At 72.2% G+C, this 24280-nt stretch carries 28 protein-coding genes; 12 read left to right on the forward strand and 16 right to left on the reverse strand.

Going from position 1 to position 24280, the window contains the following annotated elements; translation table 11 throughout:
• Positions 1-159: 159 nt before the first annotated feature.
• The 6 genes from LNW73_RS28630 to LNW73_RS28655 form a co-directional block, all read right to left on the reverse strand.
• Positions 160-963: a DUF1295 domain-containing protein gene (locus LNW73_RS28630; RefSeq protein WP_250991863.1), complete on the reverse strand. Its 804-nt coding sequence runs from the start codon at positions 961-963 to the stop codon at positions 160-162.
• Positions 960-2222, reverse strand: coding sequence for a class I SAM-dependent methyltransferase (locus tag LNW73_RS28635; RefSeq protein ID WP_250993071.1), 1263 nt, complete (start codon positions 2220-2222; stop codon positions 960-962). Before LNW73_RS28635 ends, LNW73_RS28630 begins: the two co-directional genes overlap by 4 nt.
• Positions 2223-2302: 80 nt before the next feature.
• Positions 2303-3028, reverse strand: coding sequence for a DUF1365 domain-containing protein (locus tag LNW73_RS28640; RefSeq protein ID WP_250991864.1), 726 nt, complete (start codon positions 3026-3028; stop codon positions 2303-2305).
• A complete protein-coding gene (locus LNW73_RS28645) occupies positions 3025-4299 on the reverse strand; it encodes an NAD(P)/FAD-dependent oxidoreductase (protein ID WP_250991865.1) in 1275 nt (424 codons plus the stop codon). Before LNW73_RS28645 ends, LNW73_RS28640 begins: the two co-directional genes overlap by 4 nt.
• Positions 4300-4368: 69 nt before the next feature.
• Positions 4369-5058, reverse strand: a complete 690-nt coding sequence (locus LNW73_RS28650; protein ID WP_250991866.1) for an HAD family hydrolase — start codon at positions 5056-5058, stop codon at positions 4369-4371.
• A 67-nt stretch (positions 5059-5125) separates the two neighbouring features.
• Positions 5126-6064, reverse strand: coding sequence for a M56 family metallopeptidase (locus LNW73_RS28655; protein ID WP_250974829.1), 939 nt, complete (start codon positions 6062-6064; stop codon positions 5126-5128).
• Between the two features lie 418 nt (positions 6065-6482).
• On the opposite strand from LNW73_RS28655, the gene LNW73_RS28660 reads away from it, so the two are divergent.
• Positions 6483-7499, forward strand: a complete 1017-nt coding sequence (locus LNW73_RS28660) for a hypothetical protein (protein WP_250991867.1) — start codon at positions 6483-6485, stop codon at positions 7497-7499.
• A gap of 27 nt (positions 7500-7526) precedes the next feature.
• On the opposite strand, the gene LNW73_RS28665 is transcribed toward LNW73_RS28660, so the two are convergent.
• Positions 7527-8054, reverse strand: coding sequence for a DUF5134 domain-containing protein (locus LNW73_RS28665; RefSeq protein WP_250991868.1), 528 nt, complete (start codon positions 8052-8054; stop codon positions 7527-7529).
• A 153-nt stretch (positions 8055-8207) separates the two neighbouring features.
• Entirely contained in the window at positions 8208-9101 is an 894-nt protein-coding gene (locus LNW73_RS28670; RefSeq protein WP_250991869.1) for a DMT family transporter, read from the reverse strand.
• Between LNW73_RS28670 and LNW73_RS28675 the strand changes: the two genes are divergently transcribed.
• Positions 9100-10533: an aminotransferase-like domain-containing protein gene (locus tag LNW73_RS28675; protein WP_250991870.1), complete on the forward strand. Its 1434-nt coding sequence runs from the start codon at positions 9100-9102 to the stop codon at positions 10531-10533. The genes LNW73_RS28670 and LNW73_RS28675 overlap by 2 nt on opposite strands.
• On the opposite strand, the gene LNW73_RS28680 is transcribed toward LNW73_RS28675, so the two are convergent.
• A complete protein-coding gene (locus tag LNW73_RS28680; RefSeq protein ID WP_250991871.1) occupies positions 10517-10903 on the reverse strand; it encodes a VOC family protein in 387 nt (128 codons plus the stop codon). The two genes, LNW73_RS28675 and LNW73_RS28680, sit on opposite strands and share 17 nt — an antisense overlap.
• Positions 10904-10960: 57 nt before the next feature.
• On the opposite strand from LNW73_RS28680, the gene LNW73_RS28685 reads away from it, so the two are divergent.
• A complete protein-coding gene (locus tag LNW73_RS28685) occupies positions 10961-11521 on the forward strand; it encodes a GNAT family N-acetyltransferase (protein WP_250991872.1) in 561 nt (186 codons plus the stop codon).
• 4 nt (positions 11522-11525) lie between these two features.
• On the opposite strand, the gene LNW73_RS28690 is transcribed toward LNW73_RS28685, so the two are convergent.
• From LNW73_RS28690 to LNW73_RS36080, 5 genes are all read right to left on the reverse strand, one after another.
• Entirely contained in the window at positions 11526-12290 is a 765-nt protein-coding gene (locus LNW73_RS28690; RefSeq protein WP_285391735.1) for an amino acid ABC transporter ATP-binding protein, read from the reverse strand.
• Complete coding sequence (locus tag LNW73_RS28695) at positions 12287-13159, reverse strand: amino acid ABC transporter permease (RefSeq protein WP_250991873.1); 873 nt, start codon at positions 13157-13159, stop codon at positions 12287-12289. The genes LNW73_RS28690 and LNW73_RS28695 overlap by 4 nt, the downstream gene beginning before the upstream one ends.
• A complete protein-coding gene (locus LNW73_RS28700) occupies positions 13156-14049 on the reverse strand; it encodes an ABC transporter substrate-binding protein (RefSeq protein ID WP_250991874.1) in 894 nt (297 codons plus the stop codon). The genes LNW73_RS28695 and LNW73_RS28700 overlap by 4 nt, the downstream gene beginning before the upstream one ends.
• Positions 14050-14163: 114 nt before the next feature.
• A complete protein-coding gene (locus tag LNW73_RS28705; protein ID WP_250974820.1) occupies positions 14164-14859 on the reverse strand; it encodes a glycerophosphodiester phosphodiesterase in 696 nt (231 codons plus the stop codon).
• Between the two features lie 10 nt (positions 14860-14869).
• A complete protein-coding gene (locus tag LNW73_RS36080) occupies positions 14870-14995 on the reverse strand; it encodes a hypothetical protein (protein ID WP_285369434.1) in 126 nt (41 codons plus the stop codon).
• Between the two features lie 365 nt (positions 14996-15360).
• Between LNW73_RS36080 and LNW73_RS28710 the strand changes: the two genes are divergently transcribed.
• The 6 genes from LNW73_RS28710 (at position 15361) to LNW73_RS28735 (ending at position 20584) form a co-directional block, all read left to right on the forward strand.
• Positions 15361-16758: a DUF6421 family protein gene (locus LNW73_RS28710; protein WP_250991875.1), complete on the forward strand. Its 1398-nt coding sequence runs from the start codon at positions 15361-15363 to the stop codon at positions 16756-16758.
• A 23-nt stretch (positions 16759-16781) separates the two neighbouring features.
• Entirely contained in the window at positions 16782-17543 is a 762-nt protein-coding gene (locus tag LNW73_RS28715; protein WP_250980058.1) for an SDR family NAD(P)-dependent oxidoreductase, read from the forward strand.
• Positions 17522-18616 carry a threonine aldolase family protein gene (locus tag LNW73_RS28720; protein WP_250991876.1) on the forward strand — a complete coding sequence of 365 codons (1095 nt, stop codon included), beginning with the start codon at positions 17522-17524 and terminating at the stop codon, positions 18614-18616. The genes LNW73_RS28715 and LNW73_RS28720 overlap by 22 nt, the downstream gene beginning before the upstream one ends.
• A gap of 151 nt (positions 18617-18767) precedes the next feature.
• Entirely contained in the window at positions 18768-19163 is a 396-nt protein-coding gene (locus tag LNW73_RS28725; RefSeq protein ID WP_250974817.1) for an STAS domain-containing protein, read from the forward strand.
• Positions 19164-19238: 75 nt separating this feature from the next.
• A complete protein-coding gene (locus LNW73_RS28730) occupies positions 19239-19838 on the forward strand; it encodes a transglutaminase-like domain-containing protein (protein WP_250991877.1) in 600 nt (199 codons plus the stop codon).
• A gap of 32 nt (positions 19839-19870) precedes the next feature.
• Positions 19871-20584 (forward strand): B3/B4 domain-containing protein, encoded by a 714-nt coding sequence (locus LNW73_RS28735; RefSeq protein ID WP_250991878.1) that lies wholly within the window; start codon positions 19871-19873, stop codon positions 20582-20584.
• A gap of 28 nt (positions 20585-20612) precedes the next feature.
• Here the strand turns inward: LNW73_RS28735 and LNW73_RS28740 are convergent, their stop codons facing one another.
• Together LNW73_RS28740 and LNW73_RS28745 are read right to left on the reverse strand one after the other, a co-directional pair.
• Entirely contained in the window at positions 20613-21368 is a 756-nt protein-coding gene (locus LNW73_RS28740) for a lysophospholipid acyltransferase family protein (RefSeq protein WP_250974814.1), read from the reverse strand.
• Between the two features lie 141 nt (positions 21369-21509).
• Positions 21510-21953, reverse strand: coding sequence for a DUF4395 domain-containing protein (locus LNW73_RS28745; protein WP_250991879.1), 444 nt, complete (start codon positions 21951-21953; stop codon positions 21510-21512).
• A gap of 88 nt (positions 21954-22041) precedes the next feature.
• On the opposite strand from LNW73_RS28745, the gene LNW73_RS28750 reads away from it, so the two are divergent.
• From LNW73_RS28750 to LNW73_RS28760, 3 genes are all read left to right on the forward strand, one after another.
• Complete coding sequence (locus LNW73_RS28750) at positions 22042-22455, forward strand: thioredoxin family protein (protein WP_138353871.1); 414 nt, start codon at positions 22042-22044, stop codon at positions 22453-22455.
• 265 nt (positions 22456-22720) lie between these two features.
• Positions 22721-23239, forward strand: coding sequence for a flavin reductase family protein (locus LNW73_RS28755; RefSeq protein WP_250991880.1), 519 nt, complete (start codon positions 22721-22723; stop codon positions 23237-23239).
• A gap of 186 nt (positions 23240-23425) precedes the next feature.
• A complete protein-coding gene (locus tag LNW73_RS28760; RefSeq protein ID WP_250974811.1) occupies positions 23426-24211 on the forward strand; it encodes an electron transfer flavoprotein subunit beta/FixA family protein in 786 nt (261 codons plus the stop codon).
• The last annotated feature ends 69 nt before the right edge of the window (positions 24212-24280 follow it).

Below are 24280 nucleotides of genomic sequence, written 5' to 3' on the forward strand. Positions count from 1 at the left end.
TCCTGCGTTGACTGGCTCTCAGCCAATATACTCAACGCACCCTCGCGGGCCTACGCGGCCGCGCGGGGAACGGGGGCCTGGATCGGCGCCCGGCGGCGCGGGGGACCGCCGGGCGTCGACCCGGTCACAGCGTGCCGGGGCCGGAGAACCGGTGGCAGGTCAGGGCCGGTGCCGTGGCGGTCGGGGGAAGAAACCGCTGGTCCGGGCGGTGTACTCGGCGAATCCCGGGCGGCGCTCCATATGCCGCTCCAGCATCGGCTTGCCGCTCCCGCGGAGCAGCAGAAAGCTCATGACCAGTGGCGACACCAGGGTGATGACCGCGAGCGGGGTCGAGCAGGCGAGCAGGAACAGCCCCCACCAGACGCAGAAGTCGCCGAAGTAGTTGGGGTGCCGGGTCCAGCTCCACAGCCCGCGGTCCATGATCCTGCCGCGGTGGGACGGATCCCGCTTGAAGCGGGCGAGCTGGAAGTCGCCGACGGACTCGAAGAAGAACCCCACCAGCCACAGCGCCACCCCGGCCGACGCGAACCCGTTCAGCGCACCGGGCATGTACATGGCGAACTGGACGGGGAGCGACACCAGCCACACCAGTGCCGCCTGCAGCAGATAGACCATGCGCAGCGCGTAGAGGTTCCGGCTGCCGGGGGCGCGCGAGAGCATCCGGTCGTAGCGCGGATCCTCGCCGTGGCCCCAGCCGCGCAGGCCGATGTGCACGGACAGCCGCAGTCCCCAGGCCGCCGTCGCGATCAGGACCAGCAGCCGCCGGGCCTCGTCGCCGTGGCCCGCGGACAGTGCGTACGAGACGGCCGCCACCCCGGCGAAGGCCGTTCCCCAGGCCACGTCCACGACCCGGTGCAGGCCCTTGGCCGCGCCGGCGGCGAAGGCCGCGAGGAGCACCGCCAGAGCCGCGCCGGCCGAGGCCGCGAGACAGGTGGCGAAGTCGGCCCACGGAAAATCGTTCACCGGGCGTCCGCCGCTCCGCGCACCAGCAACAGCTGGCGCACATCCAGATAGCCGGACCGGAAGCCGGCCTCGGAGTAGGCGAGGTAGAAGGTCCACATCCGGTGGAAGGTCTCGTCGAACCCCAGCTCCGCCACCTCCGCGGCCCGCTCGGTGAAGCGCTCGCGCCACAGCTCCAGCGTCCGGGCGTAGTGCGCTCCGAACCCGGTGTCCTCCGCGATCCGCAGCCCCGTGTGGCGGGCCAGGACCTGCTCGACGGCGGTGACCGAGGGCAGCAGGCCGCCGGGGAAGATGTACTTCTGGATCCAGGTGAAGGTGCGCCGGGAGGCCAGCAGCCGGTCGTGCGGCATGGTGATGGCCTGCAGGGCGATCCGTCCGCCGGGCGCCAGGAGCCGCTCCAGCGCCCGGAAGTACACCGGCCAGAACTCCTCGCCGACCGCCTCGACCATCTCCACACTGACCACGGCGTCGTACTCGCCGCGGACCTGCCGGTAGTCCCGCAGCAGCACCGTCACCCGGTCCTCGTACCCCGCCTCGCGGATCCGCAGCCGGGCCAGCTCGCGCTGCTCCCGCGACAGGGTCACCGTCACCACCTCCGCGCCGCGTTCCGCGGCCCGCAGTGCCAGCTCGCCCCAGCCGGTGCCGATCTCCAGCAGCCGGGTGCCGGGCCCCACGGCTGCGAGGTCCAGCAGCCGGTCGATCTTCCGGTGCTGGGCCACGGTCAGCGGCTCGGCCCCGGCGGGGGAGTGGACGTCGGCGGGCTCGCCGTCCGGCGGGAACAGCGCCGCCGAATACGTCATCGACTCGTCCAGGAAGAGCGCGAACAGGTCGTTCGACAGGTCGTAGTGGCGGCTGATGTTGCCGCGCGCCCCCACGACCGTGTTGCGCTGGGCCGACGGCTGCCGCAGCGCCCACGCGCCGCGCAGCCGCTGCAGCGGGGCGGGGATGAGTGAGGCGACGTGCGAGGCGAGCACGGTCAGCACCCCCACCAGGTCGTCGGAGTCCCATTCGCCCGCCATGTACGACTCGCCGAAGCCGACGAGTCCCGACGCGGCGATCCGGGCGAAGAAGGCGTCGGGCCGGTGCACCCGCAGCAGCGGGGCGTCCGCGTCCGGCGATCCGGCCGGTGCGCGGCCCGGCAGCGCGAGGCGCAGCGGGAGGCGGGTCACGGCCCGCCGCACCAGGCGCTCGGCGACGGCCGCACGGACCGGCGTGCTGGGCACCCGGACGACGTCGGGCCAGAGTTCCGGGTTCACCTGCATGCCGCGGGCCGCAGGCTGACGGGATTCCGGCGGGTCCGCCACCGACGGGCGGGAGAGGATCGGGCGGGAAACGGGGGCAGTCACTGAACACCCTCCTGGGGTCGGTGCGGGGGACGGGGCCGCACGGGCAGGCCGCGCAGGTACAACAGGACGCCGTGCACCCGGATGAGCACGGACACGGTGGCCGTCGACCACGGGTGCCGCACGGCCGCCCGCAGCAGGCCCGCGGTGGTCGCGGGGCGCCGTTCGCCCCGCAGCGTCGCGGTGAACGGCCGGGTGCCGGCACGTTCCAGATGGACCGTCAGATCCAGCCGCGCGCCGGGCTCCGGCAGCCGCATGCGGTACTCGCCGTCCACCGGGAAGAACGGCGAGACATAGAAGTCCTTCGCGGTACCGGTCCGGCCGGCGGCGTCCGGGCGCAGCAGGTAGCAGTGCCGTTCGCCGTACGTGTTGTGCACCTCGGCGACGACACAGGCCGTCGAACCGTCGGAACGGTGGCACCAGTAGACGGTCAGCGGGTTGAAGACATGGCCGAACACCCGGGCCGCGGTGAGCATCAGCACCCGCCCGCCGGGCGGCTCCACCCCTTCCGCCGCGAGGAAGCGGTCGAGTCCCGCGCGGATGTCCGGTGCCCCGCCGCCGAAGTGGTCACGGGTCTCGAAACGGGCCAGCGGGCGCAGCGGGCGCGGCAGCCGGGGCAGCGCGTCCAGGTCCACCAGCCAGAGATACGTACGGTGCCGGAAGGAGTACCGCAGCGGGGCGGTGCGCACATGCGACACCACGCACTCGTACAGCGCCGCGGTCACCACCGGACCCCCAGCGCTTCGGCCGCCGCGACTCCCGAGCGGCAGCCGTCCTCGTGGAATCCCCAGCCGTGGTAGGCCCCGGCGAACGTGGTGACCGGGCCGTTGAGCTCCGGAAGCCGCCGCTGGGCGGCGACCGAGCGGGTGGTGAAGACCGGGTGCGCGTAGTCCATGCGGTCCAGGACCCGGGCCGGGTCGACCAGCCGCTCGCCGCCGAGGGTCACGACGTACTCCTGCGGGGTGTCCAGCCGCTGCAGCCGCGTCATGTCGTAGCTCACCAGGACCCGGTCGGGGGTGGCGCCGCACGAGGGCAGCAGATAGTTCCAGCAGCCGCGCGCGCCGCTCGCCCGGGGCAGCACGGAGGCGTCGGTGTGCAGCAGCGCGGGATTGCGGGAGTAGGAGAACGCGCCCAGCACCTCGGTCTCCGCGGGCGTCGGGTCGGCGAGCAGCCGCAGCGCCTGATCGGGGTGGACGGCGACGACCACGGCGTCCGCGGTGTGCTCCTCGCCGTCGCCGGTCCACAGCCTTACGCCGCCGGGATGCCGGGTGAGCGCGTGCACCGGGGCCGACGTGTGCACCGTGGTGAGCTGCTTGGCGATCCGCCGGACGTATTCGTGCGAGCCGCCGGTGACGGTCCGCCAGGCCGGCGCGCCGGTCACCGAGAGCATCCCGTGGTTGTCCAGGAAGCGGAACAGATAGCGGGCGGGGTAGCCGGCGGCCTGCTCCGCGCCGCAGGACCACACCGCGGAGACCAGCGGCGTCATGAAGTGCGAGACGAAGTACGGCGGGAAGCGCCGTTCGGCGAGGAACTCGCCGAGGGTCGGCTCCGGGCCGTCCGGCGGCAGCGCCAGCAGTGCGCGGGCCGCCCGGTGGAAGCGCGGCACGTGCGCGAGCAGCCGCAGATAGCGGATGTTCGCCGCGTTGCCGGGGCGCGCGAACAACCCCGCCGCGCCGCGCGCTCCGGCGTACTCCAGACCGCAGCCGTCGCAGCGCACCGACATGCTCATGTCGGTCGGCTGGGTGGCCACGCCCAGTTCGGCGAAGAGCCGCGTCAACAGCGGGTACGTACGCCGGTTGTGCACGATGAAGCCGGTGTCGACGGCGAACGCCCGGCCGCCGTCAGCGGCCACGACTTCGTGGGTGTCGGCGTGGCCGCCGAGCCGGGCGTCCGCCTCGAACAGCAGGACGTCGTACGTCCCGCGCAGGACGTACGCGGCCGTGAGTCCGGCGATCCCGCTCCCGATGATCGCGACCCGACGTCGTTCCGTCATCACAGTCCGCCCTCCTCACGCCCGCATGTCCTGTCGGGTATTCGGAGCGGCGGCCGGTACGGATTGGTGGATCTACAGCAGATCGAGAATCTTTCGCAGACCGTCCGGCCGCTCGGCGGCCGGCAGATGGTCGACGAGGTGCACCGGGCAGCCCAGCGCCGCGGCGCCCGTGTCGGCCCGCCGGTCGTCGCCCACCATCGCGACCTGCGCGGGAGGCAGTCCCAGCGCCTCGCAGGCGATGGTGAACAGCCGGGGGTCCGGCTTCTGGATGCCGTGTTCGTAACTCAGCACATACGCGTCGACGAACGCGTCGAGTCCGTGGGCGCGGAAGACCGGCCGCAGGTCCCAGCCGATGTTGCTCACCACTGCCACGGCGGTACCGCGCTCGCGCAGTTCCTTCAGTACTCCGGCGCTGTCGGGGTAGGGCGTCCAGGCCTCCGGCGTCATATGGCGGTCGTACAGGGCGTCGTAGACGTCCCACGGCAGCTCCGCCTGCCGGGCCATGCCGGTGAACGCGGCCCGGTGCTGTTCCGCGCTGCGGTCCCGCTCCTGCCAGACCTCCCGCAGCGCTTCCGGCACCGCGCCCGGGTGGGCCCCGCCCGGCAACGCTCCGGCCCGCTCCAGCCGCTCCGCGTACCGCGCCGCCTGCCCGGCGGGAACGTCGTGCCCGGCCGCGCCGAGGACCGCGTCCAGCCAGCGCCCGGCCGGTTCGATCCTCATCAGGGTCCCGGAGAAGTCGAACATGCATCCCTTGATCACCATGGCGCCATTCTCCGGAACGCGCCGGGGAGGGAGCCGCCAGGGGCCCGGAAGGAGCGGTTCCGGCGGGCTATCCGAGAGCGCTGAGTCCCGGAACGAAGGCGATCAGCAGGGGAACGGCCGGGACGAGGAGCGCGGTCGCGGTCAGTCCGGCCCGGCGTACCGGGGCCAGCCGCGGCGCCGGGTCCAGCAGCCGGTGCACCCGGCGCGGCAGTTCGGCGAGCGGGGTCGGGCAGGGGCCGAACACCCCGCGGTCCTCGTTGAGCTCGACCAGGGCCAGGGCCGTGGTGAGCCGGCCGAAGCGGCGGGAGGCGGTGTCGTCGGCGGCCAGCTCGATCAGCCGGTGCACCTGGTCGCGGAACCCGGCGAAGACCGGAACCTGGGGGAAGCCGGAGGCCAGCGCGCCCGCGCAGTGCAGCAGCACATCGTGCCGGGCGCGGACGTGGCCCTGTTCATGCGCGAGTACGGCGTCGAGCTGGCGGCCCTTGAGGCGGCGCAGCGCCGCCGTGGTGACGACCAGCTGCGGCTGCGCGCCCGACAGCCACCAGGCGTCGGGCCGGTCACCCTCCAGCACCACCAGCCGGTCGCCGGCCGGCGGCTCCTCGCCGGGCAGCCGGGGGGAGCGGACGAGCAGTTCGGCACGCCGCTGACGGCGCCGGGCCCGCGCCCCGCGCACCTCGCGGGTGAGCATCGCGGCGGTCCACACACCACCGCAGGCCAGCAGGACCGCCAGCGAACCGGCCCAGCGCCCGTAGCCGGGCAGACCGTACGCGTCCACGACACCGTGCGGGGCGAAACCGAACAGGTGCCAGCGCACCGCGGCCGAGGCGGCGGCGGCGCTGAGCGCCATCGCCAGGACGCAGCACAGCAGGACGGCGGCGACGACGCACTGCCAGACCCACAGGGCCAGCACGGGTTCGCGCTCCGGCCAGGCGGCACGGGACAACAGGCGCGGCGTCATCGCCGCCGCCAGTGCGCCGACCACCAGCAGCACGAACGGGACCGTCATGCCGCTCACCCTAGGAGGCCCCGGGAGCCCCGGGTACGGTCCGCCGTCCGAAGTGATGCACGCCTCACCGCCAGGACGCCCCACCGCCATGACGCCTCACCACCATGGCGCCTCACCCGGTGGCCGGCCGGCGCGGGACCCGGCCGGACGTACGAGCCTTCGTCGCTATGGGTGACGTCGGACGGCCGCCGGTCGCGTCGCCCGACGCACCGGAACCGCGCGACTACGGTGCGTCATGCGGGCCGATCATCGGAACGGCGCGCCTGCGATCCCGCCCGCGACTCTGTCTGCGACGACCTCATCGAACTGGAGGCGTGGTGTGCCGTATCGGTGCTCTGCTCGCCGTCCTTGCCCTCTCCCTCGTCACACTCCTCGGGGGTGCGTCCGCCGCTCAGGCCGACGCGGCGCCCGGGGGCCCGTGGCGTTCAGCCTGCCCGCCTCGCTCGACCTGCATGACGGCACCGTCCAGAAGTTCAACGGCACCTACTACGCGTACGGAACCGCGTACGCGTGCGGGTTCCACTGGCAGGAGACGAACACCCCGTGGTGCGGCTTCAAGGTGTCCACCGCGCCGTCGCTCCTGGGACCCTGGTCCACGCCCACCCTGCTGTTCGGCCCGAACGACATCGATCCGTACACCGGAAAGTCCTGGCAGGTGGAGTGCGGCGGCAACGGCGCGGGCTGTTTCAACGCGCGGATGATCCAGCGCAGCGGCTGGGGCAGCGACGACGGGGTGTGGATCCTGTGGTTCAACTCCCCGGCGGACTACGGCCGCGACAAGACCCATGCCTACAACGCGATGGGCTGCAACGGGCCCGCCGGTCCGTGCGGCCCCTCCGCCGGTCCGCCGCACGGCTCCTACACCAAGCCCAGCCTGAAGTACTGCACCGGTAACGGGGACATGGGCTTCATCGACTCCGCCACACCGGGTGCCGCGCCCGCGCTGGTGTGCACGATGCCCGGCGCGCTGTCGCTGTCCATCGAGGAGCTCAACGGCTATGGCGTCGGGGGATCCGGGGTGGGCGGACTGAGCGTCGCCGGGGTGAAGAACATCGAGAGTCCCGGCGGCTGGTACGACCGGTCCAGCGGGCAGTACTTCCTCACCTACTCGGATCCCGGCTGCGGCTACTGCACGGGCACCGGCACCGGCTACGCCACGACCACGAACCTGTACGGGACCTGGGTCGCGCCCCCCAACCTCGGGTTCGGCCAGCCCGCGAACGGCCGCCGGCTCATCTCCGCCAACAGCTGTGGCGGGCAGTCCCGCACGGTGTCGGTCGTCGACGGGCAGGCCTGGCAGGGCATCGACCTGTGGACCGGCGACCGGAACGAAGCCGGCGCGCGGATGATGTTCGTGCCGCTCAACTCCGGCCCGCCTTCGGGCACCCCCGGTGACGGCCAGGTCTGGCGGCCGCCGCTCGCGCTCGCCTGCTGACGCCGTCCGGGGCGGAGCACCCCCGGGTCACAGCGTCAGGAGCATCGCGAACATCCCCAGCGCCATGGAGACCCGGCACGCCGCCAGCTCCGGCGCGATCGGCACCCCGGCCGGTGGACCGCCGGCCGGGGCGACGGCCGCCACCGTCACCAGCCGGGCCCCGGCGGCCAGAACGTATCCGGCGAAGTACACCAGCAGCGCTCCCGTCAGCAGCGGTGCGCCCGCCGGGGCGTGCCCGGCGTGGGTGCCGGCCGGGGCGGCCGTGCCCATCGCGGCCGCCATGTAGACCATCGCGGCGGCGCCCAGGGCGTGGTGCAGATGGTGGCCGGGCCGCCGGGCGAGCAGCAGGGCCCGGACCGCCGCCGCCGCGAAGACCAGCGCGAGCAGCAGCGACCCCCAGGGCCTGGGGTCGAGCACGGACATGGGCACGGCCATCACCGCCATGCCGGCCCCCATCAGGGCCTCGTCCCGGGCGGCGTGCCGCAGCAGGCACGACAGCCCCGTCGCGGCGCTGAGTACGACCAGCAGCCACCCCACCAGCGGTGGTCCGTGCATGACCGGCCTCCCGTTCGCCGCGTTCCCGCCCACCGGCCGCCCCGCGTCCCCGGGCGACGGCGGTCCGCTGGAGAGCTGCCCAGGCACGAGGGCGCACACCCACGCGCACGGACGTACTCGGGGGGCGCGATGAAGGACGTGCGGAGCGAGAGCTCAGGCCCTGGCGCGCTGGGTGACCGCCACACAGACCAGGACGGCGAGCGCCGCGAGCGGGGTGGCGGCGTCCAGGTGCTCGCCGAGCAGGGCCGCCGACCACACCAGCGTCAGCAGCGGCTGCGCCAGCTGGAGCTGGCTGGCGCGGGCGACGCCGATGGCGGCCATGCCCCGGTACCAGACCATGAGGCCGAGGACCTGGGAGACGGCCGCGAGATACGCCAGCCCCAGCAGCGCCCGGCCGCCGAAGTGCACCGGCTCGAAGCTCAGCGCAACGAGCGAACCGGCCAGGGTGAACGGGAGCATCGCGATCAGCGCCCACGAGATGACCCGCAGTCCTGGCATCACCCTGGCCAGCCGGCCGCCCTCGGCGTAGCCCGCCGCACACACCGCCAGCGCGCCGAAGAGATAGGGGTCGCCGGTGGTCGGCGCCCCGCCGCTCTGCGCGAGGGTGAACACCGTGACGGCGCCGGCGCCCGCGACCGCGGCGGCCCAGAAGGTGCGCGACGGCCGGTTCCCCTCCCGGGCGGCGGCCACGATGGCGGTGGCCAGCGGCAGCGCGCCGATGACGACGGCGGCGTGCGAGGTGTCGGTGGTCGTCAGCGCCAGCGTGGTGAGCAACGGGAAGCCGACGACGACCCCGAGGCCGACGACCAGCAGTCCCGGCCAGTGCTCCCGGGCGGGAACGGGCGCCCGTCCGGCGATCAGGCAGACCCCCGCGATGACGGCGGCGAGCACACCGCGCACGGCGACGGTGGTCCACGGCCCGAAGCCGCCGAGCGCCCAGTGGGTCGCGGGGAAGGTGAACGAGAAGACCGCGACGCCGAGCGCGGCGAGGGCGGTGCCGTTCACCGCTATCGGACGCAGTGCAGTAGCGCTATCATGTGCTGTCATGAATGACGGTAGCAGTTCGGATTCCCTGGCGGGTTCGTTGCGGGGAGAGCTCAAGCGCTTCTCTCCCGGGGCGAAACTGCCGTCGAGCCGCTCCCTCGTCGACCGGTTCGGCGTCAGCCCCGTGACGGTGTCCCGGGCGCTGGCCGCGCTCGCCGCCGAGGGGCTGGTGGAGACCCGCCCCGGCTCGGGCACCTACCGGTCACAGACGGTGGCGCACCCCGCCGGCCCCGTCGACACCTCCTGGCAGCAGGTCGCCCTGACCGCCGGGGACCAGCACGGCGAGCCCGCCCCCCGCGTCGTGGACGCCTCCGGGGTGCTCGCCACGCTCGCCGCCCCGCCGCCCGGCGTGATCCCGCTCAACGGCGGCTATCTGCACCCCGATCTCCAGCCGCAGCAGGCCCTCGGCGCCGCACTCGCCCGCGCGGCCCGCCGGCCCGGGGCGTGGGACCGGCCGCCGGTGGAGGGGCTGACGGCGCTGCGCACCTGGTTCGCGCGCGAGGCCGGCGTCGGACCCGCCCAGGTGCTGATCACGGCGGGCGGCCAGGCCGCGCTCACCACCGCGCTGCGCGCGCTCGCCCCACCAGGCTCCGCGCTGCTCGTCGAGTCCCCGACGTACCCCGGAGTGCTCGCGGTGGCCCGCGCGGCCGGACTGCGGCCGGTCCCGGTGCCGACCGACGCCGACGGCGTACGCCCGGACCTGCTCGCCGACGCCTTCGACGCCACGGGTGCCCGGGTGTTCTTCTGCCAGCCGCTCTTCCAGAACCCGACGGGCACCGTCCTCGCCCCGGCGCGGCGGGCGCAGGTCACCGGGATCGCCCGCGCGGCCGGGGCCTTCGTCATCGAGGACGACTTCGCCCGGCGGCTGGGCCACGGCGGCCCGCTGCCCGCGCCCCTGGTCGCCGACGACCCGCACGGCACCGTCGTCCATGTCACGTCACTGACCAAGCCCACCTCGCCCAGCCTGCGGGTCGGCGCGCTCATCGCCCGCGGCCCGGTCGTGGAACGGCTGCGCGCCATCCAGGTCGTCGACAGCTTCTTCGTCCCCCGCCCCCTCCAGGAGGCGACCCTGGAACTCGTCGGCGCACCCGCCTGGCCACGCCATCTGCGGGCCGTCGCGACCGGGCTGCGCGAGCGCCGCGACGCGATGCTGGCCGCGCTGCGGCGCGATCTGCCGGAGCTGCTCCCCGGCCGGGTCCCGGCCGGCGGCTACCAGCTGTGGCTGCGGCTGCCCGACGGCACCGACGAGACGGAGCTGTGCACGGCGGCCCTGCGCGCCTCGGTCGCGGTCGCGGCCGGGCGCGCCTACTTCGCCGCCGAGGCCCCGGCGCCGTACCTCCGTGTCAGCTTCGCCGACACCAGCGGCACCGAGGAGATCGACGAGGGCATCCGGCGGCTCGCGGCCGCCTTCACGGAGGTCAGGGCCGGTATCTGATCGGGTGGTCGGCCGGCACCTCCACCACGACGATCTCCAGCCCGTCGGGATCCGCGATCCACATCTCGACCAGCCCCCAGGGCTCCTTCACCGGCGGCCGCAGAACGGTCACCCCGCGACCGGCCAGTTCGGCGTGCGCCGCCGCGACGTCCGGGACCTGCAGCCAGATGCGCAGCGCCGCACTCATCGGCGCCCCGGAGCGCCCGGAGACCTCCAGATAGCCGCCGCCGAGGAAGAACACCGTGCCGCGCTCGGGACCGCTGCCGAACTCCCGGTAGATCGCCAGCCCCAGCTCGTCACGGTAGAAGGCGCGGGATCGCTCCAGGTCGGTCGGCTGCAACAGGATCCGGCTGCTCACCACATTCACCATGCGGTGAAGCTACCCGGCCCCGGCGCCCCGGATGTGCTGCCGGGTAGCCTCGCCCCCATGGACATCAGCGAGCGCACCGCGCAGCCGACCTTCCGTACGGCCACGCCGGCCGATGTTCCCGCCGTCGTCACTCTCGTCGAGTCGGCGTACCGGGGGGACTCGAGCCGGGTCGGGTGGACGACCGAGGCGGACATCCTGGAGGGACAGCGGACGGACCCCGAGGGTGTCGTCGAGGTGATCGAGAAGGCGGACAGCCGGCTCGTCCTGGTGGAGCGCGCGGGCGAGCTGATCGCGTGCTGTCACATCGAACGCCGCGGGGACAACGCGTACTTCGGGATGTTCGCGGTCCGGCCCACGGCGCAGGCCGGCGGCCTCGGGAAGACCGTCCTCGCCGAGGCCGAGCGCTACGCCGCGACCGAGTGGGACGCGGCGCAGATGCACATGACGGTGATCACGGCGCGCGCCGACCTGATCGCCTGGTACGAGCGCCGCGGCTACACCCGCACCGGCGAGACGCACCCCTTCCCTTACGGGGACGAGCGCTTCGGTGTGCCGCAGCGTGCCGACCTGGAGTTCGAGCTGCTGGTGAAGGACCTCAAGGGCGCGGCCACCGGCTGACCGCTCACAGCCGCCCGGCCTCCGCGAAGCGCCGCAGGAAGCGCTGCGTGCGCTCCTGCTCCGGCGCCCCGAACACCTGCTCCGGCGTGCCGCGCTCCAGCACCACCCCGGCGTCGAGGAAGCAGACCTGGTCGGCGACCTCACGGGCGAAGCCCATCTCGTGCGTGGCGATCACCATCGTCATGCCCTGGTCCTTGAGATCACGGACGACGCCCAGCACCTCACCGACCAGCTCCGGGTCGAGCGCCGCGGTGATCTCGTCGAGGAGCAGCAGCCGCGGCTTCCCCGCCAGCGCCCGGACGATCGCGACGCGCTGCTGCTGGCCGCCGCTCAGCCGGTCCGGGTACTCGCCGGCCTTGTCACCGAGGCCGAGCCGGGCGAGCAGTTCACGGGCCCGCTCGGCCGCCTCGGCACGCGCGACCTTGTGCACCCGGCGCGGCGCGAGGGTGATGTTGTCGAGCACGGTCATGTGCGGGAACAGGTTGTACGCCTGGAAGACGACCCCGATCCGGCGGCGCACCGTGTCCGGGTCGACGCGCGGGTCGGTGATGTCCTCGCCGTCCAGGAAGATCGCCCCGTCGTCGATGTCCTCCAGCAGGTTGGCGCAGCGCAGCAGCGTCGACTTGCCGGAGCCGGAGGCGCCGATCAGCGCGGTGACGGTGTGCGGGGGCACGCTGAGATCGATGTCGCGGAGCACCACCGTGGAGCCGAACGTCTTGCGCACGGACTCCAGCCGCAGCACCGGTGCCGCGCTCATGCCGTCACTCATACGGTTCCTCCCTGCGACTGGCGGCGGTTCATCCGGGCGGTGATCCAGTCGGTGAAGCGCGTCATCGGAATGGTGAGCGCGACGAAGATCAGGCCGGCGACGACGTACGAGGTGTAGTTGAAGGTCTTGCCCGCGTAGATCTGCGCCGCGTACACCGCGTCGACCGCGCCGGCGATCGACACCAGACCGGTGTCCTTCTGCAGTGAGACCAGGTCGTTCAGCAGCGGGGGCACCACCCGCCGGACAGCCTGCGGCAGTACCACGTGGCGCATGGTCTGCGCGCTGCTCAGCCCCAGCGAGCGGGCGGCGGCGCGCTGGCTGGGATGGACGGTGTCGATGCCGGCCCGGAAGACCTCGGCGACGTACGCCGAGTAGGTGAGCACCAGTGCCGTCCCGCCCAGCACCACCGGGTCGGTGGTGACGCCCTGCAGCCGCAGCGCGGGGACGCCGAAGACCACGCCGAGCAGGCAGATGATCAGCGGCAGACCGCGGAAGAAGTCGACATAGGCGGTGGCGAGCGCCCGCAGCGGGAAGAACACCGGTCCGCGCAGGGTGCGGGTGATGGCGAGCAGCAGCCCGAGGACCAGGACGACCGCTCCGCACACCACCATCAGCTGGAGGTTGAGCCAGAGCCCGTCGAGGATCTTCGGCAGCGACGCGCGTGCGTCGTGCGCGTTGAAGAAGGTCTCCTTGGTGCGCTGCCAGCCGGGGGAGCTGACGACGAGCCCGATGAGCAGCCCGGCGGTGGCGAGGGAGCTGACGGCGCCGATCGTCACCGCGCGCCGGGTACGGGCGCGCCGGAAGCGCTCCCGTTCGATCCGCCGCTCGGACGGCCGGTAGGTGTCCGGCCGGACGTCCTCGATGGTCACTTCAGCACCGGCGCGTCGACGGCGTCGGCGAGCCAGCGCTTCTCCAACCCGGCCAGCGTGCCGTCCTTGCGCAGCGCGTCGACGGCCTTGCTGACGCACGCCGTGAGCTTGCTGCCCTTGTCCAGGACGAGGCCGAACTGCTCCTGCCGGGCGCCGCCGGTCTCGAACTGCCCGACGACCTTGGCCTCCGGCACCTCGGCGCCGGTGATGTAGAACGCGGTGGGCAGGTCGACGACGATGCCGTCCACCTGACCGTTCTTCAGCGCGCTCTTGGCGAGGTCGTTCTTCTGGTAGACGGCGGGTGCCTGGGTCGGCTTGATGACGTCGTTGAGCACGTCCAGGCTGGTGGTGCCGACCTGGGCGCCGAGCTTGGCGCCCCTCAGGTCGGCGATCGTCTTCGCGTTCGCGATCTTCGAGGTCTTGAGCGTGATGACGGCCTGGCGCACGTCGTAGTAGCCGGACGAGAAGTCGACGGCCTTCTTGCGGTCGTCGCTGATCGAGACCTGGTTGATGTCGAAGTCGAACGCCTTCGCGCCGGGCGCGAAGGCGTTGTTGAAGGCCACGGTCTGCCAGACCACATCGGCCTGGGCGTAGCCGAGCTGCTTGGCGACGGCGTAGGTGACGGCCGACTCGAAGCCCTTGCCGTTGGCGGGCTTGTCATCGGTGAACCAGGGGTCGTACGCGGGCGTGTCCGTGCCCACCGTCAGCTTGCCCGCGGTGCGGGTGGACAGACCGGTGGGGGCACAGCTCGCGGCGGACGTTCCCGAGGGCGTGGCGGTGCCGCCCGCGGAGTCGTCCTCCTGGGGCGCGCAGCCGGCGGCGGCGAGGGTGAGCAGGGCGGCCGCGGCGATGGCGGCGAGGCGCGGGGACAGCAGGTTCGCGGAACGCATGGCCGGACATTGACATCGGCCGGGCGAATCTGTCCAGGCCGCGGGAGCGTACGTCCGAATGCCGGACGTTTGTGTCCGGAGTGTTGCCCCGCGCCTCGCCAGGAGCCGTACCGGTCAGGCCCGTCCGGCGATCCGACGCATCGCCCGCCCGTCGATGGACGGCAGGTCGGTCACGATGCCGTCCAGCCCGAGCGCGTGCGCCAGGTCCAGTTCCTGCGGAGTGTTGACCGTCCACGCGATCACCGCGAGCCCCGCGTCCCGGCACCGCCGGACCACGTCGAGGCTGAGCTGCGGCAGTTCCAGGCTGACCATCCGGGCGCCCACCGCCCGTGCGCGCGACACCAGGTCCCGGCCGAGTTCGCTGGCGACCAGCACGCGGTGCGACTCCGGCAGCAGTTCGTGGATCTCGCGCAGCGCCTCGTCGTGGAAGGACAGCACGCTCACCCGGCCCACCTCGTCGCGCTCACGCAGCACCTTCGCGAGCACCCGGGCGGCGGCCACGTCCTTGATCTCGGCCTGGATCGGCCCGGAGACCGCGTCCAGCACCTCTTCGAGGACGGGCACCCGTTCGCCCTGTCCCGCGTCCAGCTCCCGCAGCTCGTCGAGGGTGAGGTCGCCGATCCGGCCGGTGCCGTCCGTGGTGCGGTCCACCTCCGCGTCATGCATGACGACGAGCGCGCCGTCCTTGCTCAGGTGCAGATCGAGCTCGATCTGGTCCAGCCCCTCGCGCTCGGCGCGGGCGAAGGAACGCAGGGTGTTCTCGGGCTCCACGCCCATGACACCCCGGTGACCGACGGTGAGGAAGTTCATGGCCGACATCCTAGGGACGGGCGGTGACGGCGGGCGGAACGTGGTGTGACGGCGCGGAGTGCGCGGAACGGACACCCGCCGTGCCGAGGACGAATCCGGTGATCAGTGCGGCGACGAGGACAGCGCGGGTGCTCATGCCCCTCTCCTACCGCCGCCGGACCCCGGCCGGCCGGTTCCGTCACTCGTGTGAGGGCGTGCCGCCCCGCCGGGCTGCCACCGGGCCCGCGGGGATCCGGCGCGGGGATCGCGCGCGCCGGAAAGCTGGGCGAGACTGGAACGAAGTCGCTTTGCGGTGATAGGAGAGCAATGTCACGAAGGTCACCCGTCCCGTCATGACGCAGCTAACAGAAGTCATCGCGAGAATGGCGCATGACAGGAAAATAACCGGTCTTGTGGGGGGTCGCACAGGATAATCTGTTCCGACCCCCCTTGAACGGAGGAAGCTCGTATAGATACGCTTCCTTGGCGGATCAAGCGCGTTTCTTCTGTGAAGGAGGGGTCATGAGTGAAAATCTTTCGGCTGTAGTGGCTGACGGGGCCGGGATATCCGGCGAGGGCATCGCCTCGCATCCGGCGTGGGCCGTACTGAAGCAAGCCGTGGAAGCCATCAGGCCCTGGCAGCAGAAGGACGGCTCGATCGACTTCTCCGCCGAGGTCGTACCGTCGCTGGCCGATGTGGAGCAGACGCTGGAGCGCGTCATCGACGCGATCGAGCAGCTCTCCCCGCTGGTGCCGCACGACGCGGCGTACCACCAGGCGCTCGTCGTCGACCTGCGCCGCTGGGCCGACGGCGGCTTCGGCGTCCCGGACTTCCTGGACTCGCTGCTGGCCTTCCAGCCCGCCGCCGACCGGCGCGACGGCCTGCAGCACCTGGTCGTCTTCCCGATGTACACGCAGAACGGCAACCCGGACCGCAACCTGGAAGCCGTCGCCCTGCGCGTCGTGTGGCCCGACTGGCTCGCCGAGCTGGAGCGCACCCGCTACGACAACCCGCTCTTCGTGCCGATCACGTTCCAGGACTTCACGCCCGGCTACGACACCAACTCCGCGGTGCTCTTCCCGGAGACCGTGGCCGTCCGCCAGGCGCCCGAGCGCTGGACCTGGGGCGGCATCTTCTGCGACCGCGAGGCCGCCCGCTTCCGGGCCGTGACCGCCGCCGCCGTGGACACCCTCGGCCTGGAACTGCCCGGTGAGGCCGTCCGGCTCATCGAGGACCAGGAGCTCTCCCAGCAGACGTTCGTGCTGTGGGACATGATCCACGACCGCACCCACAGCCACGGCGACCTGCCGTTCGACCCCTTCATGATCAAGCAGCGGGCACCGTTCTGGATGTACGGCCTCGAAGAGCTGCGCTGTGACCTCACGACCTTCAAGGAGGCCGTGAAGCTGCAGGCCGAGGGCCACCCGATGGGCCTGGGCGTGCAGTACGCGATCCTCTTCGACCGCCTCTTCCGCTTCCCGGTCACCGGCGAGCGGGTCCGCAACTACGACGGCCTGGGCGGCCAGCTGCTCTTCTCCTACCTGCACAAGCACGACGCCGTACGCTGGACGGACAACACCCTGCACATCGACTGGGAGCTGGCTCCCCAGGTCACCAACCAGCTCTGCGCCGACATCGAGAAGCTGTACCGCGACGGCATCGACCGCCCCAAGCTCGTGCACTGGTTCGCCGCGTACGACCTGGTCGCGACGTACCTCTCGCCCCACCCCGGATCGGTGTGGGCCAAGGGCCCGGACGCCCTCGACCTCTCGCTGCCGCCGCGCAAGCTCGTGGACGAGGTGCTCGTCGACGAGTTCCCGCTGAGCATGTTCTATGAGGCACTCGCGAAGAAGCTGCGCGATGTGATCGCCTCGACCAAGGGGATCACAGCGAGCGGCGTCGTACGGACGGCGGCGTGAGCGACGCGGCCGAGGAGGCGAAGATGACGAACGGGACCGAAAGCCAGGGACCGCTCCAGGGAGCGGTCATCGCGGTGGCGGGGGCCGGCGGACCGGCCGGCCGCGCGATGCTCCAGCGGCTCGCCAGGGCGGGCGCTCATGTCGTCGCCGCCGACGCGAATCCCGAACGGCTCGCGCAAGCCGTCGACCAGGCCCGTTTCGACGCCGGCGGTGCGGACATCACCGGCGAGATCGTGGACCTGCTCGACCCCGACGCGACCCGTGAGTGGGCTGAGCGGATCGAGAAGGACCACGGTCCGGTCGACGGTCTGGTCCATCTGGTCGGCGGCTGGCGCGGCTCCGCGTCGTTCACCGAGACCGACCTCTCCGACTGGGACTTCCTGCACAAGCTGCTGATCCGCACCGTCCAGCACACCTCGCTGGCGTTCCACGACCCGCTGCTGCGCAGCACCCGGGGCCGCTATGTGCTGATCAGCGCCGCCGGTGCCAGCAGCCCGACGGCCGGCAACGCCGCCTACGCGGCGTCGAAGGCCGCCGCCGAGGCCTGGACCCTCGCCATGGGGGACTCGTTCCGCAAGCTGGCGGGCACCGACCCGCTCACCGCGGCGGCCAGCGTCGTCGTCATCAAGGCGCTGGTGCACGATGAGATGCGGGCGCAGCGCCCGAACGCCAAATTCGCCGGCTTCACCGATGTGACGGACCTCGCCGAGGCCGTCACGGACATCTGGAACCGGCCCGCCGAGGAAGTGAACGGAACCCGACTGTGGCTGACGCCCCAACCGTGAGCGAGCAGCTCGCCACCGACGCCGTCCGGCGCCACGACCCCGAGGTCCGCGGCTTCGCCAGCGACAACTACGCCGGCGTGCACCCCGAGGTGCTCACCGCCCTGGCCCTCGCCAACGGCGGCCACCAGGTCGCCTACGGCGAGGACGACTACACCGCCCATCTGCAGGACATCTTCCGCGGTCACTTCGGCCCGCGCGCGGAGGTCTTCCCGGTTTTCAACGGCACCGGCGCCAACGTCACGGCGCTGCAGTCCGTCACCGAGCGCTGGGGCGCGGTCATCTGCGCGGAGTCCGCGCACATCAACGTGGACGAGTGCGGCGCTCCGGAGCGGGTCGGCGGCCTCAAGCTGCTGACCGTTCCGACGCCGGACGGCAAGCTCACCCCCGAGCTGATCGACCTCCAGGCGTTCGGCTTCGAGGACGAGCACCGGGCGCAGCCGCAGGTCGTCTCGATCACCCAGACCACCGAACTGGGCACCTGCTACACCCCCGACGAGATCCGGGCGATCTGCGACCACGCCCACCAGCACGGCATGGCCGTCCACCTGGACGGGGCGCGGATCTCCAACGCCGCCGCCACCCTCGGTGTGCCGCTCGCGGCGTTCACCACCGACGCCGGGGTCGACATCCTCTCCTTCGGCGGTACCAAGAACGGCCTGCTGATGGGGGAGTGCATCGTCGTGCTCGCCCCCGAGCGGGTGCGCGCCATGAAGCATCTGCGCAAGCTGTCGATGCAACTCGCCTCCAAGATGCGCTTCGTGTCGGTGCAGTTCGAGGCGCTGCTCGCCGGCGACCTCTGGCTGCGGGGCGCGCGGCACGCCAACGCGATGGCGCAGCGGCTGGAAGCGGCCGTCCGGGGGGTCGACGGTGTGACGATCGTCCGCCCGGTGCAGTCCAACGCCGTCTTCGCGCTCCTGCCGCGCGAGGTCAGCGAGCGGCTGCAGAAGCGCTACCGCTTCTATTTCTGGAACGAGAACACCGGTGAGGTCCGCTGGATGTGCTCCTTCGACACCACGGAGGACGACGTCGACTCGTTCGCGGCGGCCATCGCCGCGGAGCTGGCAGGACACTAGACCGGCCACCGCCGTCCCACGGCCCGGCCACGGCCCGGAACAAGCCAACTTCCGCTGCTGTCCCAACCGTTGACTTCATCGCCGACCGGCGGGTATGACACGTACACATGCGCATCGGCGCACGCCCATCACCAGGAGTGGGGGGCCTGCCATGTACGACGATCAGCCCGCCTTCGGCGCCAGTCGGCGATCGGTGGCCGGGACCACCGTGGTCGAGCTGTGGGGTGAACTGGACGTCCTCGCCGCGGCGGGGCTGTCCCCTTTCCTCGACGCCCTCGCCCGGGTGGCCGACTCGGACTTCGTCATCGATCTGCGGCCCGTGACGTTCATCGACTGCAGCGGTCTGTCGCTGCTCTGCCGGTTCCGGATGCGTGCCCTCGAGAACGGGGGCCGCATCCGGATCGTCAGCGCCGATCCGTCCTTCGCGAGGCTGCTCCGGCTCACCCGGCTGGGGCGGGTCTTCGAGATCCATGCCGATCTGGCGTCCGCGCTGGCCCGGCACGCGGACGACGCCGGGCCGGGCGCCACGAACGGTGCGATCGCCTAGCCCGCATCCTGAATAGGTATGCGCTGATCCGTATTTCGATTGATCGAGAGTGCGATCCTGCCTAGGGTTCCGGACATGGAACTCCTCCAGGACGTACCCGGTCCTGCGGCCTATCTCGCCGCCGACGACGTCATCGACCATGAGCATCCGCTGGTGCGCGAGACCGCGGAACGGCTGCGCGCCGGTGCCACCGGGCCCGACGACTACGCCCGGGCGGCCTTCGAGTTCGTCCGCGACACCGTTCCGCACTCCGGCGACGCCGGCGACCCCCGGGTGACCTGGCGCGCCTCGGACGTCCTGCGGCTGCGCACCGGCATCTGCCACGCCAAGTCGCACGCCCTCACCGCGCTGCTGCGGGCCGAGGGCATCCCCACCGGGCTCTGCTACCAGCGCCTCACCGACGAAGCCGGTGGCAATCCGCTGGTGCACGGCCTCGTCGCCGTCCTGCTGCCCGGGCGGACGCGCTGGGCGCGGCAGGACCCGCGGGGCAACAAGCCGGGTGTGGACGCGCGGTTCTCGGTGGAGCGGGAGCGGCTCGCCTGGCGGGTCCGTCCCGAGTTCGGCGAGGCCGACTACCCGGTGGTGTACGCCGCCCCGCCGCCGGCCGTGCTGGAATCTCTGCAGCGCGCCACCGACCGGCCGCACCTGTGGCAGCTGCTGCCCACCGCGCTGTGAACGCCGTCCCCGTCAAGGAACCAAGGTCTGCGATGCCCCCGACGAACACCGCTCAGCCCCTGAACATCACCGTGGCCCCCGAGGTGCACGACCTCGTACCCGGCTTCGTCCCGCTCGTCGTCGAGGCCCGCGGCCTCACCAACGGGCCGAGCGACGAGCGGAGCTCCGCGCTGCTCGACGACGCCGTGCGCCGGCTCACCGCACGGCTGGCCGGCCGCGCCCCGCACGAGGACCCGCACCTCGCGGCCTGGCGGGACGCGTACAGCGCCTTCGGCGCCAAGCCGTCCCGCACCCGCAACTCCGCCGAGGCGCTGGCCAGGCGCGCGCTCGCCGACGGCGGGCTGCCGAGGATCAACCTCCTCGTCGACCTCTACAACGCCGTCAGCGTGGCCCATCTGGTGCCGGTCGGCGGCGAGGACACCGACCACATCCTCGGCGGGATGCGGCTGGTGCGGGCCGGCGGCGACGAGAAGTTCGAGACCGCGGCCGGTGGCGAGCCGGTCGTCGAGCACCCCGAGCCCGGCGAGGTCGTCTGGCAGGACGACACCGGGGTCACCTGCCGCCGCTGGAACTGGCGTCAGGGCGTCCGCACCCGGCTGACGGAGGACTCCGTCAACGCCGTCTTCCTGCTCGAACGCCTCGCACCGATGCCGCTCGACGAGCTGCACACCGCCGCGGGCGAGCTCGCCGAAGGGCTGCGCCTGCTGAGCCCCGCGGCCGAGGTGACGGTCCGCGAGGCGGACTGAACCCGGCCGGGAGCCGCGGCGCGGTGGGTCAGCGCCTGGCCGCCCGCTCGTCGCGGTCCGCACGGTCCAGCTCGGCGGCCTCTTCGGGGGTGGGCGCGGTGCCGCCGAGGTGGCTGGGCAGCCACCACCGGTCGTCGGGGCCGCTCGGCTTGCCCGGGTAGGCGCGCTGCGCGTCCTCCAGCAGCTCCTGGACGCGCATCCGCAGCCGCCGGGTGAGCGCGCCCGGCTTCTCGCCGTCGTTCGCCCGCATCGGCTCGCCGACCCGCATGGTGATGGGGAACCTGTTGCGGCCGAGATGGCGCGGGTGCCCCTTGGTCCACAGCCGCTGGGTGCCCCACAGGGCCATCGGGAGCAGCGGTACGCCGGCTTCCTCGGCGAGCCGCGCCGCGCCGGACTTGAACGACTTCAGGGTGAACGACTGCGAGATGGTCGCCTCGGGGAAGACCCCGATGATCTCGCCGGCCCGCAGCGCGTCCAGCGCGTGCGCGTACGCGTGCATGCCTTCCGAGCGGTCCACCGGAATGTGCTTCATCGCCCGCATCAGCGGACCCGACACCTTGTGCCGGAAGACCGAGTCCTTCGCCATGAAACGGACCAGCCGCTTGTTCGGCAGCGCCGTCAGACCGGCGAAGACGAAGTCCAGGTAGCCGATGTGGTTGGAGACCAGCAGGGCTCCGCCCTTGCGCGGTACGTTCTCCGTGCCGCCGATGTCGAAGCGCAGCCCCTGCACACGGAACATGGTGCGGGCAACGCCGATGACCGGGGGATAGACGAGTTCAGCCATGTCCGGGTACCTGCTCTCTCCGGGGGCGGCTCTCCCGGCGGAAGTTACGCGCCCGTAGGTTCCGGTCGCTGATGGATCGTGCACCGACAACGTGCCCCGTGTCACCTTGCGTGCCCACGATCCCGCGAGATTCTCGTCACGTCACCTCGTCGCACGCCGGAACAAGAGGTACATCTCGCACCCCAAGCAGTACCCGAAGGCGGCGTTGAGAAACGCCGCGGCCAGCGCGCAGCCGGTCGCCGCCATACCCAGCCACTGCGGTCCCGCGAAATAGCCGGCCAGCCCGATGACCGCGAAGACGAGTCCCACCGCCTGCGCGAAGCGCGGCGGCGCGGGGTCCTCGGTCTCCTGCGTCGGCCCGAGCCGGGGCCGCACGACGGTGGCGAACAGCCAGCCGTAGGGGGAGCGCCGCACGCCCGCCACGGCGCCGGTCGCGAAGACCACCGCCTGCACGGCCAGCAGCCAGCCACTCCCGGTGACCAGCACGGCGGCCAGCACGACCGTGGTGAGGACGGCGCCGAAGCGGGGCCCCCGGACATCGAGGCCGGAGGCGGGGGCGGCGTTCGCGGCATTCATCGCGTTCATGGAGCCGATGATCCCGGACCGGGGCGCACCCGGCCCCACGGGAATCATTGCGGTCCCGTGAACGCTGCACCGCTGCGGGAGGAAAAAGATGACGGGATTGGTGGTGTGCCTCGCTGTCCTCGCGGCGGCGAGCGCGTTCGGCCTGGTGCACCAGCGCCGGAACGGGAGGATTCGGGTGCGGACGAAGGACGGCCAGGAGCGGCTGACGGCTGCCGAGATCGGCGGGCCGCTCGGCGCGCGAGCCACGCTGGTGCAGTTCTCCAGCTCCTTCTGCGCCCCGTGCCGGGCCACCCGGCGGACGCTCGACGAGATCGCCACCATGGTCGAAGGGGTGACGCACGTCGAGATCGACGCGGAGGCCCACCTGGAACTCGTCCGCAGGCTGGCGATCCTCAAGACCCCGACCGTCCTAGTGCTCGATGCGAGCGGCGCGGTGGTACGCAGGGCGGCCGGCCAGCCCCGCAAGGTGGATGTGATCGCGGCGCTCGGCGCCGCGGTGTGACGGCCGGCCCGCGGATTGCGCAGCCGGTCCGGCGATCCGGGCCGGCGATCCAGGCCGGTGATCTTGTGATGGGGATCCCAAATCCGGGGCGGCTCTTGACGGGGCCCGTCTGCCATCGTCACTCTGACGTTATGTCGCGAGACCCCCTTCTTCACACGCGCGCGGATGTCGATCTCGGTCGCCATTCGAGTGCGCGCTGTCCGAGTTGTTGAGCGCCCCAGACGACCATTCGCCTCCGGCCCGACCGCTCCAGAAGGACAACTCCATGACTGCCCTGACCGACCTCGGCACACATCCCGGCACCGCCGCCGGCTTCGACCCGGCCGTCTTCCGCTCGGTGTTCCGCCGCCACGCGGCCGGTGTCGCCGTGATCACCGCGGCAGGCGACCGGCCGGTGGGTTTCACGGCCACCTCGCTCACCTCCGTATCGGCGGAACCCCCGCTGCTCTCGTTCGGCATCAGTACCGGTTCCTCCAGCTGGCCCACGCTGTCCGAGGTCCCGTACGTCGGCGTCCATGTGCTCGGCGACCACCAGGAAGCGCTGGCCGCGACCTTCGCGCGCAGCGGCGCCGACCGGTTCGGCCCGGCCACCGACTGGCGCGAGGGGCCGCACGGCGTGCCGGTGCTCGGCGAGGTCTCCGCCTGGCTGGTCTGCCGTGTGCTGGCCCGCATCCCCGCGGGTGACCACCGGATCGTGGTGGCGCAGGCCGTCGCGGGCGACCCGACGGGCCCCGGCAGCCCGCTGCTCTACCACCAGGGCGGCTTCAACGGGCTGCGCCACTGACCCGTTCCGGGCCGTGGCGTCGGCAACGTCACAGTTCATCACCCTTGCTTACGGGTGAGGAGCTGGGTGTACTGGCGAGTAACCTTCTGTTGGAACGCTGGTGCGTGCCGGTGGGGGGCCGCCCCGCTAAGGCGCCTATGCTGCCTGCAAGGGCAGTTGACGAGACTAAGCAGTAGGAGAGCAGGCGTGAGCTTGAGGATCGTTGTCTGTGTGAAGTACGTGCCCGACGCCACGGGCGACCGTCACTTCGCCGAGGACCTGACCACTGACCGCGACGCTGTTGACGGTCTGCTGTCCGAGCTCGACGAGTACGCGGTCGAGCAGGCGCTGCAGATCGCCGACGCCGCCGACGATGCCGAGATCACGGTACTGACCGTCGGTCCCGAGGACGCCAAGGACGCGCTGCGCAAGGCGCTGTCGATGGGCGCCCACAAGGCCATCCACGTCGAGGACGACGCACTGCACGGCACCGACGTGTTCGGTACCTCGCTGGTGCTCGCCAAGGCCGTGGAGCACGCCGGGTTCGACCTGGTCGTGTGCGGCATGGCCTCCACCGACGGCACCATGGGCGTGCTGCCGGCGATCCTCGCGGAGCGCCTCGGCGTCCCGCAGGTGACCCAGCTGTCCGAGGTGTCCGTCGCCGACGGCAAGGTGACCGGCCGCCGTGACGGCGACGCGGCGAGCGAGCAGCTCGAGGCGTCCCTCCCCGCCCTGATCTCCGTGACCGACCAGTCGGGCGAGGCCCGCTACCCGTCGTTCAAGGGCATCATGGCCGCCAAGAAGAAGCCGGTGGAGTCCCTGGACCTGTCCGACCTGGACATCGACGAGGCCACGGTCGGCCTCGCCGGCTCCTGGTCCACGGTGGACGAGGCCACGCAGCGCCCGGCGCGCACCGCCGGCACGATCGTCAAGGACGAGGGCGAGGGCGGCAAGCAGCTTGCCGCCTTCCTTGCGGAGCAGAAGTTCATCTAGAGCAGCCTCGCGAGGCTGACGTTCATCTGAGCCGCGACCCATCCGCCCCCGCCCCTACAGATTTCGCAG

It is taken from the genome of Streptomyces sp. RKAG337 (assembly GCF_023701715.1).
GTDB lineage: Bacteria > Actinomycetota > Actinomycetes > Streptomycetales > Streptomycetaceae > Actinacidiphila.

Bases quoted from the DNA above. Each gene is read 5' to 3' on its own strand.
- LNW73_RS28735 (WP_250991878.1), top strand. From the start codon at position 19,871: ATGCCCCCGACGAACACCGCTCAGCCCCTGAACATCACCGTGGCCCCC.
- LNW73_RS28680 (WP_250991871.1), bottom strand. From the start codon at position 10,903: ATGGTGAATGTGGTGAGCAGCCGGATCCTGTTGCAGCCGACCGACCTG.
- LNW73_RS28715 (WP_250980058.1), top strand. From the start codon at position 16,782: ATGACGAACGGGACCGAAAGCCAGGGACCGCTCCAGGGAGCGGTCATC.
- LNW73_RS28745 (WP_250991879.1), bottom strand. From the start codon at position 21,953: ATGAACGCGATGAATGCCGCGAACGCCGCCCCCGCCTCCGGCCTCGAT.
- LNW73_RS28740 (WP_250974814.1), bottom strand. From the start codon at position 21,368: ATGGCTGAACTCGTCTATCCCCCGGTCATCGGCGTTGCCCGCACCATG.
- LNW73_RS28690 (WP_285391735.1), bottom strand. From the start codon at position 12,290: ATGAGTGACGGCATGAGCGCGGCACCGGTGCTGCGGCTGGAGTCCGTG.
- LNW73_RS28655 (WP_250974829.1), bottom strand. From the start codon at position 6,064: ATGACGGTCCCGTTCGTGCTGCTGGTGGTCGGCGCACTGGCGGCGGCG.
- LNW73_RS28725 (WP_250974817.1), top strand. From the start codon at position 18,768: ATGTACGACGATCAGCCCGCCTTCGGCGCCAGTCGGCGATCGGTGGCC.
- LNW73_RS28750 (WP_138353871.1), top strand. From the start codon at position 22,042: ATGACGGGATTGGTGGTGTGCCTCGCTGTCCTCGCGGCGGCGAGCGCG.
- LNW73_RS28635 (WP_250993071.1), bottom strand. From the start codon at position 2,222: ATGCAGGTGAACCCGGAACTCTGGCCCGACGTCGTCCGGGTGCCCAGC.
- LNW73_RS28665 (WP_250991868.1), bottom strand. From the start codon at position 8,054: ATGCACGGACCACCGCTGGTGGGGTGGCTGCTGGTCGTACTCAGCGCC.
- LNW73_RS36080 (WP_285369434.1), bottom strand. From the start codon at position 14,995: ATGAGCACCCGCGCTGTCCTCGTCGCCGCACTGATCACCGGATTCGTC.
- LNW73_RS28675 (WP_250991870.1), top strand. From the start codon at position 9,100: ATGAATGACGGTAGCAGTTCGGATTCCCTGGCGGGTTCGTTGCGGGGA.
- LNW73_RS28730 (WP_250991877.1), top strand. From the start codon at position 19,239: ATGGAACTCCTCCAGGACGTACCCGGTCCTGCGGCCTATCTCGCCGCC.
- LNW73_RS28650 (WP_250991866.1), bottom strand. From the start codon at position 5,058: ATGGTGATCAAGGGATGCATGTTCGACTTCTCCGGGACCCTGATGAGG.
- LNW73_RS28755 (WP_250991880.1), top strand. From the start codon at position 22,721: ATGACTGCCCTGACCGACCTCGGCACACATCCCGGCACCGCCGCCGGC.
- LNW73_RS28705 (WP_250974820.1), bottom strand. From the start codon at position 14,859: ATGAACTTCCTCACCGTCGGTCACCGGGGTGTCATGGGCGTGGAGCCC.
- LNW73_RS28670 (WP_250991869.1), bottom strand. From the start codon at position 9,101: ATGACAGCACATGATAGCGCTACTGCACTGCGTCCGATAGCGGTGAAC.
- LNW73_RS28685 (WP_250991872.1), top strand. From the start codon at position 10,961: ATGGACATCAGCGAGCGCACCGCGCAGCCGACCTTCCGTACGGCCACG.
- LNW73_RS28710 (WP_250991875.1), top strand. From the start codon at position 15,361: ATGAGTGAAAATCTTTCGGCTGTAGTGGCTGACGGGGCCGGGATATCC.
- LNW73_RS28700 (WP_250991874.1), bottom strand. From the start codon at position 14,049: ATGCGTTCCGCGAACCTGCTGTCCCCGCGCCTCGCCGCCATCGCCGCG.